Raw genomic sequence first — 11,464 nt, 5'->3', positions numbered from 1 at the left:
CTGCAGCAGGTTCAATGCGGTTCCCACGGATGGAGATTCTCCATGCCCCGCGTTCTCCCGCTCACCGCCCTGCTGCTGGCCGCATTGGCCAGCACATCCGCCACTGCTTCGATCACGGTGGCGCCGCAGAAGCCGTCAATCACCGCCGATGCGATGCATCAGGCCTATGCCACGCGCTGGGATGAGGCCATCCAGCAGTCACGCAGTGGCAACACGCTGGGCGCGCTGATCAGCATGGAACGGCTGATGGAGGATCCCCTGCTGGACGACTTCGATGCCGAGCATCGTGGCCGCGCCTCGCAGGTCGCTGGCTGGACCGCACTGATGCAGAAGAAGCCGGCCCTGGCCCGCCGCTACCTGCAGCGGGCGCAGGAGGCCCTGCCGGAGGATGCACAGATCCTGCTTACCCAGGTGTCGGTGGAACTGTCGGACAACCAGCCGGCCGCAGCCACCGCCTTCCTGGTGAACGCACTGCAGCATGCCGACGCGCCGCTGCCGGTCGATCACCACGCCATCAACTACCTGCAGTACCGCCTGCGTGACCAGCCGATGAAGCGCATGGACCTGCTGCAGGCGCTGTTTGACAACGGCTGGAAAAGTGCCGGCCTGGAACCCACCGGGCTGTGGCTGACGCTGGCCACGCTGCAGGCCGACAATGGCCGTGGCGACGGCATTCCAGCCACGCTGGCCCGCATCGACAGCCCGGCCGAGATCATCCGCCTGCGCAGCGACAAGCGCTTCGACCGTTATGTCGATCGCGGCGATGCGCGTTTCGATCCGGTGCAGGCGGCGCAGCGCCACCTCGATGAACTGCGCGTCTCCGGCCTGCTCGACCGTGCACTGGACGCGCGCATGGCCGAGTTCAGCACCACCCTGCTCATGCTGGACCGCAACGAGGAAGTGCTGTCGTTGACCGAGGGCATGGCCGGTGCCGCGAGCAACGGCGAATCACCTGCCGCCGCCGAAGCGGAATGGGTGGCCTGGCTGCTCAACAGCCGGCTCACCGCACTGCGCCGGCTGGGCCGCACCGATGAGGCACTGGCCACGGCGCAACAGGCCCAACGCATCGGCGCACTCGGCCCGGATGGTGTCGAGCACCAGATGAATGTCGGCTTCGTCTTCAGTTCGCTGGGGCGCATGCAGGACGCTGCGCAGGCAGTGAATGACATGCCGGGCCTCGCCGGCTACGGCAAGGCCGCGCAGGCGCTGCTGCAGTTCGCCGCCGCCCGCGAGCGTGGTGATGCCAAAGCGCGCGAAGCGGCGCGCGCGGTGATCCTGGCCCAGCGCGAGGATGCCCGCCTGTTCCATCGCGAAATGCTGCTGGAGGAAGGCAACCTGGACGGTGCCGCCGCCGTGCTGATCGAACAGCTGCGCTCGCCCATCGAACGCGGTGAAACCCTGGCCAGCCTGCAGGACATGCGCACCTATCCGTCATTGCCGGGCGATGTGCGCATCGATGCCGCGTGGCGTGCACTCAAGCAGCGTGCCGACGTGCAGGCCGAGGTCGCCCGCGTCGGCCGCATTGAACGCTACGACCTGGTCAGCAGCTCCACCTCGCGCTGAGCAGCTTTTGTGTAGAGCCGAGCCGATGCTCGGCTGCAATTGGCGCAGCCGAGCATCGGCTCTGCTCTACAACGCCACGTGCAGGCGGCACCGTCCGCTAGCGCGCCGGCACTTCGGTGCGGATGCCCATCGCTTCGCGGTAGCGTGCGTACAGCGCCATTACCTTGTCCACGTAGGCCAGGGTTTCGGCGTAGGGCGGCACGCCCTTGTAGCGGGTGACCGCACCGATGCCCGCGTTGTAGGCGGCCGCCGCCAACGGGCGGTCGCCGTTGTAGCGGCGCAGCAGCGCGCGCATGTAGCGCGCGCCACCCTCGATCGACTGCTGCGGCGAGAACGGATCGCTCACCCCGTATTCCTGCGCGGTTTCGGGCATCAGCTGCATCACGCCCTGTGCGCCCTTGCTGGATACCGCCAGCGCGTCGAAATTGCTTTCGGCGTGGGCGATGGCACGCAGCCAGGCATCATCGACGCCGGTGGCCCTGGACGCGGCCTTGAACTGCCTGGCGTGCTGCGCCAGCTGCGGCTTGCCGACCTTGCCCAGGCCTTCGTGCGCCGGCTCGCCTGGCGGCGTGGCCACGGTGAACTTCAGGAACACCCGCGAGCCGGGCAGGTTGCGCGTGGAGTAGACCAGCGCCCCGTCCTGTTCGCGCTCGTACAGCACGCCGCTGAACACGCCCATGTTGCCCCACAGGTTCGGGGTCTGGACGGCGTTGTCGTCGATCTCCTTCGGCGTGCACCGCGATCCCGGCTCCGGCGCGGTGGCCAGGCTGACGGTGTTGCCCTGCACGCAGCGGTAGACGGTGCGCGCGGCGGCCAGCCCGGGCCACAGGCTGGGCAGCAGCAACAGCGCGAGCAGGACGGGGCGAGGGGACATGGCGGCCGGATGATCCGGCCGTGCCCGCTAATGTTGGGTGAATGGGGGCCGGCAGGGCGGCGTCCTGCACCCGTGGTAGTGCCGGCCGCTGGCCGGCAACCTCAACAGCAACAGCCGTTTTCCTGCCGGGGTCAGATCCCGTTGCTGGGCAACGGGATCTGACCCCACTTCGGATCACTTCGCGGTCTTCCGACGCACCCAATAGCCCACGCCCAGCAGCACGAACCACGCCGGGCTGGCGATCAGCGCCTGGCGGGTGTCGCCCTGCAGGCTCAGCAGCACCAGCACGGCGGCGAAGAACACCAGGCAGGCCCAGCACATCGCGACGCCGCCGGGCATCTTGAAGATCGATGCAGCATGGCGCTCCGGATAGCGACGGCGATAGGCCATGTAGGCCACCAGGATCAGCGACCAGACGAAGATGAACAGCACCGTCGCCAGTGTCGTCACCAGGGTGAAGGCGGTCACCAGGTTGGGAATCAGGTAGATCAGCAGCGTGCCGCCCAGCAGGCACAGGCACGAGAACAGCAGGCCACGGGCCGGCACTGCGGCGCGCGACAGTTTCGACAGCCCGCGCGGGGCGTGGCCCTCTTCGGCCAGGCCGTACAGCATGCGGCTGGTGGAGAAGATGCCGCTGTTGGCCGAGGACGTGGCCGAAGTCAGCACCACGAAGTTGAGCAGGCTGGCGGCGGCGGGAATGCCGGCCAGCACGAACAGCTGCACGAACGGGCTCTTGTCCGGCACCACCTGGCGCCACGGGGTGACCGCCATGATCGCGATCAGCGCCAGCACGTAGAAGATGATGATGCGCACCGGGATCGAGTTGATCGCCTTGGGCAGGTTGCGCTCGGGCTCGGCGGTTTCGGCGGCGGTGGTGCCGACCAGCTCGATGCCGACGAAGGCGAACACCGCAATCTGGAAGCCGGCGAAGAAGCCGACCAGCCCCATCGGGAACATGCCACCGTCATTCCACAGGTTCGACAGCGACGCGGTGTGGCCGCTGGGTGAGGTGAAGCCCCACGCCACCAGCCCGGCGCCAGTGATGATCAGCGCGCAGATCGCCACGATCTTGATCAGCGCGAACCAGAATTCCATTTCGCCGAACAGCTTCACCGTCACCAGGTTCAATGCCAGCAGCAGCATCACGCAGGCCAGCGCCGGTTTCCAGGCTTCAAGCCCGGGGAACCAGAACTGCGCGTAGGCGGCAATGGCGATCACATCGGCGATGGCGGTGACGATCCAGCAGAACCAGTAGGTCCATCCACAGAAGAACCCGGCCCACGGGCCGAGCAGGTCGGTGGAGAAATCGATGAAGGATTTGTACTGCAGGTTGGACAGCAGCAGTTCGCCCATCGCGCGCATCACGAAGAACAGCATCGCGCCGATGATCAGGTAGACGAAGACGATGGAGGGGCCGGCCAGGCTGATGGTCTTGCCCGATCCCATGAACAGGCCGGTGCCGATGGCACCGCCGATGGCGATCAGTTGCAGGTGGCGGTTGGACAGGCTGCGGCGCAGGTGCTCGGGGGGCGTTGCGGGCTCGGTCATGGGCGCGGGCAAAAGGGGCGGGCGAAGCATTCGACGGTAGTCCTCCGCGGCGCCGAGCGCCAGCGCCAGACGGACCTATTGCGTCAAAGCGGGCCGCTTTCACCACAATGTGACCGAATACCGTATTGATCCCATTCCGCCCGGCCCGGCGCCATGCTCAGATAGCCGCACCTGCCCAAGGACCGGCCCACCATGCGCCCTGCCCCGCCCGCCCCGCTGGAGCCCCGGCCATGAGCCGGCTGCGCGTCATCATCGGCGGCACCGCCCTGGCCCTGCTGGCCGCTGCGCTGCCGATCGCGGTCATGGCCTACGCCACCTGGGACCGCGCGATCAGCGTCGAACAGCAGCGCCTGCGCGACATCGCCGATCGCACCCTGCGCCGCTCCGACCTGTCCTACCAGGAAGCGCTGGCGGCACTGAAATCGGCCGAGGCCGGCGCCTACATACCCTGCAGCCCCGAACACATCCGGCGCATGCAGACCCTGGTGATGACCACCCCATCGATCGACCAGATGGGCTACTTCGAAGGCGGCAAGCTGCGCTGCACCTCGTGGGGTCCGTTCCTGTCCGATGTGGATCAACCCACGCCGGACCACGTCACCAGCGATGGCGCAGGCATTGCAGTGGATGTGCGCCCGGAAATCAGCGGCCGCCGCCAGGTGCTGGCGGTCCTGTATGGGTCCTACGACGCACTGGTGGACCCGCGCCGCTTCGTCGATGTCATTGCCGACCCGAACGTGCGGCTGGCGCTGGCCAGCCCCGATGGACGCCTGCTGGCCAAACAGCCCGGCCTGGATCCGGACCTGCTGCAGGCACTGCTGCGCGACCCCGGCGAAGGCCTGGATCACGCCACGCTGTTCGCCACCGCGCGCAACGAGGAATGGCTGGCCATCGCCACCACGCCGCGCACCGCGCTGGCCGCCGCCTTCCGCCAGCAGGCATGGCTGTACGTGCCGGTCGGCCTGCTGCTGGCCGCCGCCGGGGCCGGCCTGGTGATCTGGCTGTCGCGGCGCCGCCTGTCGCTGCGCGGTGAGCTGGCCACCGCCATCCGCCGCCGCGAGCTGTACCTGCATTACCAGCCGATCATCGAACTGGACACCGGCATCTGCGTCGGTGCCGAGGCGCTGGTGCGCTGGCAACGCCCGGATGGCACCCAGGTGCGGCCGGACCTGTTCATTCCGCTGGCCGAAGAGGCCGGCATGATCGCCGACGTCACCGACCTGGTGATCGAGAACGTGGTGCGCGACATGCGCGAGCTGCTGGTGGCCGACCGCAGCGCGCACATCGCGATCAACCTCGCCGCCGAAGACATCAGCAGCGGCCGCGCCCTGAAGATGATTTCCCGGCACATGGCCGGCAGCGGCATCCTGCCGCAGCAGATCTGGATGGAGGCCACCGAACGTGGCTTCCTCGACCTGGACCGCGCGCGCACCATGCTTGCCGCCGCCCGCCGCGCCGGCCACAGCGTGGCGATCGACGATTTCGGCGTCGGCTTCTCCAGCCTGCAGTACCTGCAGCAGCTGCCACTGGATGCGCTGAAGATCGACAAGTCGTTCATCGATGCGATCGGCACCGAAAGCGCCACCAGCCCGGTCACGCCGCACATCATCGACATGGCCAAGGAGCTGGGCCTGTGGGTGGTGGCCGAGGGCGTGGAAACCGAAGCGCAGCTGGCCTACCTGCACAGCCGGCATGTGGAATTCGGCCAGGGCTGGCTGTTCTCGCGGCCGCTGCCGCGTGATGAGTTCGTCGCCTTCCACCACAAGCGGCAGCAGCAGTACGGCGCTGCACGCGAGCACATGCAGAACCCGCGCAGCGTGCCGATCGAGCGTGAAGGGATCGAGTAGGACGGCCAACGGCAGAGCCCCTGGTGGTGGGTCGCGTACAGCTATCCCGGCGTTGGCCGGGACGGTCTCTGACAGGGTCCGGCGGCGGCCCTACCACGGAATCAACAGAAGAAAGCAAACGCGGGTCGCTGCACTCGGTAGATCCACGCCATGCGTGGATGGCGCGGCCCACGGTAGTGCCGGCCGCTGGCCGGCACCGCGCCAGCATTGATCGGCGCTTACGCCCACGCCTTCGGCCGTGCCAGCAACCACGCGACGGTCACCGCCAGCAACAGCAGCGGCAACCATCCCAGCTGGCTCGGGCCGCTGGCCTGCAGCAGCACGCCGCCCGCCACGCCGCCGGCCGCAATGGCCAGGTTCCAGCCGGTCACCAGCATCGACTGCGCCAGGTCCGCAGCGGCCCCGGCGCGTCGTGCCAAGGCGGTCTGGAACAGGGTCGGCACCGCGCCGAACGCCACGCCCCACAGGATCGTCGCCAGCAGCAGCGTGCTGGCCACGCCGGGCCATACCAGCAAGGCCAGCACCGGTACGATGAAGCCGATCACCGCCGCCCACACCAGCGCACGCAGGTGGCGATCCACGCCCCAACCAGCAATCCCGATGCCGGCAATCGCCGCCACGCCGAAGGCGAGCAGCAGCCGGTCCAGCCACGGGCCGGCACCCGCCTCCACCGCCAACGGTTCGATGTAGGTGTAGAGCACGTTGTGCGCCAGCACGTACAGCACCATCACCAGCAGCGCGCTGCGCACGCCCGGCATGCGCCAGACCTTGGCCAGCGACGCACGTTGACCGGCACCGGCCGCAGGCAGCGCCGGCAGTGCCCAGCGCGCGTACGCCAGCAGGCCCACGCCCAGCACGCTCATCAACGCGAACGCCCAGCGCCAGCCGACCTGCTGGCCCAGCAACGTACCGGCCGGCACGCCCAGTGACAGCGCCAACGGCGATCCCACCATCGCCACCGCGATCGCGCGCCCCTGCAGCGACGGCACCACCATGCGTGCGGCATAGCCAGCCACCAGTGACCACAGCAGGCCACCGCTCACGCCGGCCAGGAAACGCGCAGCAAGGATCAGCGCATAGCTGCTGCTCAGCGCCGTCAACGTGTTGACCACCACGAAGCCGGCGATGGCCGCCAGCAACAGCGGACGCCGCGGCAGGCGCTGGGTCAACGCTGTCATCGGCAGTGCCGCCATCACCGAGCCCAGCGCATACACGCTCACCAGCTGGCCCACCGCCGCATCACTCACGCCCAGGCTGTCGCCCATCGGTCGCAGCACGCCGGCCGGCAGGGTCTCGGTCAACAGGGTGATGAAGCCGCCGCCGGCCAGCGCCAGCAGGCCCGCCCACGGCAAGCGCGTGGCCTCACCGGCCGGGCTGGCCGCATCGATGGCGTGGCCGCTCATCGCGCAGCCTCCAGGTCCGCATAGACCGCATCGCGCAGGTCATCGACGAAGGCACCATCCATGCCTTCGTACAGGGTGTTGGTCAGCGCCACCACGCTCAGCCCACGCGCCGGATCAACAAACCAGCTGTGCCCATAAGCGCCGCCCCAGCGCCAGGTGCCTTCGCGCTGCGGCGTGCCGCTGGCAGCGGCCTCGCGCAGTACTGCAAAGCCCAGCCCGAAGCCCCAGCCGGCCGGTTCCGGCGGCCCAAATTCGCCCACCTGCGGGCTGACCATCTCTGCCGCCAGCGCGGGCGGCAGCAGGCCGGAGCGCTGCACGTCACGCAGCGCCTCCAGCACCGACATCACGTCATCGGCAGTACCCACCAGGCCGGCGCCGGCCGAAGCGAAACGGCGGGCATCGAGGGCACGCGCAAGGCTGTACTCGATGCCCACCGTTCCCTCGAACGGCGCGACCACCTCCCCTTCCTGCAGGCGATGCGGCTGCGGCGTGCCGCTCACATAGGGCGTGGCCAGCCGTGCGGCATCGCGTGTGGCGAACGCGGTATCGCGCAAGCCCAGGGGGGCAGCCAGCAAACGCTGGAACAGCACCTGCAGCGTTTCACCGGTCGCCGCTTCGGCCACTGCACCGGCCACGTCCACGCCCAACGAGTACAGCCATTGGCTGCCCGGTTCGAACAGCAGCGGCGCCTGTGCGATACGGCGCACGTTCTCGGCCAGGGACACCGGGCTGGCGTCCATGCCATCGCTGACGCCGGCCCGGGCGTACGGTCCGTGCGCATCGGCTTCCAGGAAACGGTAGCCCAGCCCGCTGCTGTGGCTGAGCAGCTGGCGCAGGCTGATCGGCGGCCGGCGGCCATCGGCCAGCGCCGGCCGGAAATCCGGCAGCCAGCGCTGCACCGGCGCATCGAGGTCGAGCACGCCCTCGGCCACCAGGCGCAGGATCACCGTGCTCAACAGCGGCTTGCTGACCGATGCCAGCCGGAACAGCTGGTCGCGCTGCATCGGCAGGGCCGACTCGCGATCGGCCTGCCCGGTCGCGCTGGCATGGCGCAGCACGCCGTGCTCGCACACCAGCACCACCGCACCGACCAGGCGCGTCGGGTGGACCTGCTGCAGCAGCCGCTGCACCGAAGGCAGCATCGGTGCAGGTTCGAGGGAAAGAGCGGCATTCATCGCGGTGATCCGTGGGGAGAGGCCCGCCACGTTAGGCAGCACGGCGCGGTGCAAAAAGCCGGTTGCGGCTCCGGGCATCATGGACCGTGGAGTCCGCAATCGGCATGATGGCCGGAACTGCAAGGCCGCAACAGCAGGCGCCCCCCACCCTGCACCACAGTGTTGCGGTAGCGGCGCCGCCCGCCGTGATCACGCCGCCCCTACCCTGCCGCTTTCATTGCCCCTACGCCGATGTCAGTCCTGGACAATCTCGCCAACCTGCAGACTTTCGTGCACGCCGCCGACACGCGCAGCTTCGTCGAGACCGGGCGCCTGCAGGGCATCTCCGCATCTGCCGCCGGCAAGTGCGTTGCCCGGCTGGAGCATGCACTGGGCGTGCGCCTGTTCCACCGCAGCACGCGCAGCATCACGCTCACCGCCGAGGGCCAGCTGTTCCTGGCGCGCTGCCGGCGCATCCTCGACGAGCGCGATGCCGCACGCACCGAGCTGGCACAACCGCACGCCACGCCCAGCGGCACGCTGCGCATCAGCCTGCCGCTGGTCGGCGATCTCACCCTGCCGTTGATGGCCGAGTTCATGGCGGCGTATCCGGACATCCGCCTCGACCTGGATTTCAGCGACCGCCTGGTCGATGTCATCGAGGAAGGCTTCGATGCGGTGCTGCGCGTCGGTGAACCCAGCGACTCGCGGATGAACGCACGCCGGCTGGGGGTGTTCCCGCGCCGTGTAATCGCCTCGCCGGGCTACCTGCAGCGCCGCGGGGTTCCGCGCACGCCGGCGGAACTGATGCAGCACACGCTGCTGCACTATCGCTTCCCCAGCACCGGCAAGCTGGAGCCGTGGCCGATCCACTGGCCCGATGACGAAGCACCGCAGGAACTTCCGGTGCACATGGTGGCCAACACCATCGAAGCGCGGGTGGCGCTGGCACTGCGTGATGTCGGCCTGGCCTTCGTGCCGGTGCACTCGGTGCGCGATGCGCTGGCCGACGGCCGCCTGGTCACCGTGCTGGAGGATCATGTGCACTCCTGCGGCACCTTCCACCTGCTGTGGCCTTCGGGCCGACACGTACTGCCGAAGCTGCGGGTGTTCATCGACTTCGTCGGCGCCCGCCTGGGTACCGTGCCGTAGATCCACGCCATGCGTGGTGCTTAAGGTCAGCCGAGCATGGCTCGGCTCTACCGCTGCACGCAGCCATTCAGCCAGTCCCGCTATACTGGCCCCTCATTCCTCCAAGAGGCTCGCGACCAATGCGCCATTGATGCCGCCGTCTTCCGATCAGACGGCCTGACTCTTCCCGCCCCTGCGCGCAGGGGAGAACCCGGCATCCATGGAGGTCGCATGACCCCGCATTCCCTCACGCTCGATCGCGTGTCGTATCGACTGGCCGACGGCCGCCCGCTGTTTTCCGATCTGACGTTTTCCTTCGATCCGGTCGCCACCGGCCTGGTCGGTGCGAATGGCGCTGGCAAGAGCGTGCTCGCACGCCTGCTCGCCGGCCGGGTGCAGCCAGAGAACGGGCAGGTACGCGGCAGCGGCCGCGTGTTCCTGTTGCCGACGCCCGGCTATCCACCCGCTGGCACGGTCGGTGAACTGGCCGGCGTTGGCGCTGAACTGGCCGCACTGCAACGCATCGAAGCCGGCAGCGTGGACGAGGCCGACTTCGCCTGCGTCGGCGACCGTTGGGACCTGCGCGAGCGCCTGCAGCAGCAATGGCAGGCGCTACGGCTGCCCGACGACCTCGATCCCGCCCAACCCGCCGCGCGCCTCAGCGGTGGCCAGGCCATGCAGGTGGCGCTGTCCGGCGCCTGGGCCAGCGGCGCTGATTGGCTGATCCTGGACGAACCCAGCAACCACCTCGATGCCCGCCATCGCCAGCAGTTGTACGAACGGTTGCAGCAGTGGCGCGGCGGCCTGCTGGTGATCAGCCATGATCGCGAACTGCTGGCGCACATGCAGCAGATCGTCGAGCTCGACGCGCGCGGGCTGCGTCGCTATGGCGGGCCGTGGCAGCACTACGCCGACGCGCGTGCCGCCGAACGCGAAGCGGCCGCGGCACAGCTCGACCACGCCCGCGCCCAGCACCGGCAGCAGCAGCGCAGTGCGCGCGAACAGCACGAACGCCAGCAGCAACGCCAGGCACGTGGCAATCGCGATGCAAAGCAGGCCAACCAGGCGCCGATCCTGCTCGGCCGACAGAAACAACGTGCAGAGGCCAGCCACGGCCGCGCACAGCAGGTACAGGCCGAGCGCCTGCAGGCCAGCGCAGACCAGCTGCGCGCTGCGGCCTCGGCGGTTCACGCCACACCGGAGCTCGCACTGTTTGCCGGTGAGGGGGAACGCGGCAGCGCACGCCTGCTGCAGGCCGAGTCGCTGGTGCTGCCGCATGGCTGCCGCGCGCCGTTGCAGCTGGACATCCGCCGCGGCCAGCGCATCGCCGTGGTTGGTGACAACGGCAGTGGCAAGTCCACGCTGTTGCGCGTGTTGGCCGGCCAGTTGCCTGCACGCAGTGGCAACGTACAACGGCATGCACCACTGGCGCTGCTCGACCAGCAGCTGCTGGGGCTCTCCGGCGAACGCAGCATTCTCGACACCGTGCAGGCTGCCAACCCGGCGGCCGATACCGGTGAACTGCGCACACGGCTGGCCCTGCTCGGGCTGGACGCGCAGCGCATCCAGCATGCAGCCCATCACCTCAGCGATGGCGAACGGGTGAAAGGCGCGCTGGCCAGCGTGCTGTATGCCGATCCCGCACCGCAGATGCTGCTGCTGGACGAGCCCGGCAATGCGCTGGATCTGGGTGCCCTGCAGGCGTTGGAAGAACTGCTGGTGGCATGGCCGGGCGCGCTGGTGATGGTCAGCCACGACCGGCACCTGCTGCAGGCATTGCGACCGACGCAGGTGTTGCAGGTGAGCACCGGGGGTTGGCAGTGGCGTGACGCCTTGTAGATCCACGCCATGCCTGGATCTCCTGCAGCAGCCGAGCATGGGCTCGGCTCTACAGGATTGGCCGCGACGGATCACATTGTAGAGTCGAGCCATGCTCGACTCCGC

8 protein-coding genes are annotated in these 11,464 nt (G+C 68.8%); 4 read left to right on the top strand and 4 right to left on the bottom strand.

Annotated features, from left to right (window positions below; translation table 11 throughout):
* Positions 1-42: 42 nt before the first annotated feature.
* Positions 43-1,563 (top strand): hypothetical protein, encoded by a 1,521-nt coding sequence (locus tag AC5P7I_RS08670; RefSeq protein ID WP_014645769.1) that lies wholly within the window; start codon positions 43-45, stop codon positions 1,561-1,563.
* Positions 1,564-1,660: 97 nt separating this feature from the next.
* Here AC5P7I_RS08670 and AC5P7I_RS08665 read toward each other — a convergent pair whose 3' ends face one another.
* Both AC5P7I_RS08665 and cycA read right to left on the bottom strand, forming a co-directional pair.
* Positions 1,661-2,437, bottom strand: coding sequence for a lytic transglycosylase domain-containing protein (locus AC5P7I_RS08665; protein ID WP_014645768.1), 777 nt, complete (start codon positions 2,435-2,437; stop codon positions 1,661-1,663).
* A gap of 174 nt (positions 2,438-2,611) precedes the next feature.
* The gene (gene cycA / locus AC5P7I_RS08660; protein ID WP_262088277.1) at positions 2,612-3,985 is read right to left on the bottom strand and encodes a D-serine/D-alanine/glycine transporter; all 1,374 of its coding nucleotides are present in this window, start codon (positions 3,983-3,985) and stop codon (positions 2,612-2,614) included.
* A 230-nt stretch (positions 3,986-4,215) separates the two neighbouring features.
* Between cycA and AC5P7I_RS08655 the strand changes: the two genes are divergently transcribed.
* Positions 4,216-5,832, top strand: a complete 1,617-nt coding sequence (locus AC5P7I_RS08655; protein WP_197621776.1) for an EAL domain-containing protein — start codon at positions 4,216-4,218, stop codon at positions 5,830-5,832.
* Between the two features lie 218 nt (positions 5,833-6,050).
* Here AC5P7I_RS08655 and AC5P7I_RS08650 read toward each other — a convergent pair whose 3' ends face one another.
* Together AC5P7I_RS08650 and AC5P7I_RS08645 are read right to left on the bottom strand one after the other, a co-directional pair.
* Positions 6,051-7,235, bottom strand: a complete 1,185-nt coding sequence (locus AC5P7I_RS08650) for an MFS transporter (protein ID WP_197621777.1) — start codon at positions 7,233-7,235, stop codon at positions 6,051-6,053.
* Positions 7,232-8,410: a serine hydrolase domain-containing protein gene (locus AC5P7I_RS08645; protein WP_014645764.1), complete on the bottom strand. Its 1,179-nt coding sequence runs from the start codon at positions 8,408-8,410 to the stop codon at positions 7,232-7,234. Before AC5P7I_RS08645 ends, AC5P7I_RS08650 begins: the two co-directional genes overlap by 4 nt.
* A 231-nt stretch (positions 8,411-8,641) precedes the next feature.
* Between AC5P7I_RS08645 and AC5P7I_RS08640 the strand changes: the two genes are divergently transcribed.
* Both AC5P7I_RS08640 and AC5P7I_RS08635 read left to right on the top strand, forming a co-directional pair.
* Positions 8,642-9,541 (top strand): LysR family transcriptional regulator, encoded by a 900-nt coding sequence (locus AC5P7I_RS08640; protein WP_014645763.1) that lies wholly within the window; start codon positions 8,642-8,644, stop codon positions 9,539-9,541.
* A gap of 210 nt (positions 9,542-9,751) precedes the next feature.
* Positions 9,752-11,359 (top strand): ATP-binding cassette domain-containing protein, encoded by a 1,608-nt coding sequence (locus tag AC5P7I_RS08635; RefSeq protein WP_197621778.1) that lies wholly within the window; start codon positions 9,752-9,754, stop codon positions 11,357-11,359.
* Positions 11,360-11,464 lie beyond the last annotated feature (105 nt).

It is taken from the genome of Stenotrophomonas sp. YJH_SMC_138 (assembly GCF_059369855.1).
This window is presented reverse-complemented; position numbering and strand designations above follow the sequence as displayed.

Bases quoted from the DNA above. Each gene is read 5' to 3' on its own strand.
- AC5P7I_RS08645 (WP_014645764.1), bottom strand. From the start codon at position 8,410: ATGAATGCCGCTCTTTCCCTCGAACCTGCACCGATGCTGCCTTCGGTG.
- AC5P7I_RS08670 (WP_014645769.1), top strand. From the start codon at position 43: ATGCCCCGCGTTCTCCCGCTCACCGCCCTGCTGCTGGCCGCATTGGCC.
- AC5P7I_RS08655 (WP_197621776.1), top strand. From the start codon at position 4,216: ATGAGCCGGCTGCGCGTCATCATCGGCGGCACCGCCCTGGCCCTGCTG.
- AC5P7I_RS08640 (WP_014645763.1), top strand. From the start codon at position 8,642: ATGTCAGTCCTGGACAATCTCGCCAACCTGCAGACTTTCGTGCACGCC.
- AC5P7I_RS08635 (WP_197621778.1), top strand. From the start codon at position 9,752: ATGACCCCGCATTCCCTCACGCTCGATCGCGTGTCGTATCGACTGGCC.
- cycA (WP_262088277.1), bottom strand. From the start codon at position 3,985: ATGACCGAGCCCGCAACGCCCCCCGAGCACCTGCGCCGCAGCCTGTCC.
- AC5P7I_RS08650 (WP_197621777.1), bottom strand. From the start codon at position 7,235: ATGAGCGGCCACGCCATCGATGCGGCCAGCCCGGCCGGTGAGGCCACG.
- AC5P7I_RS08665 (WP_014645768.1), bottom strand. From the start codon at position 2,437: ATGTCCCCTCGCCCCGTCCTGCTCGCGCTGTTGCTGCTGCCCAGCCTG.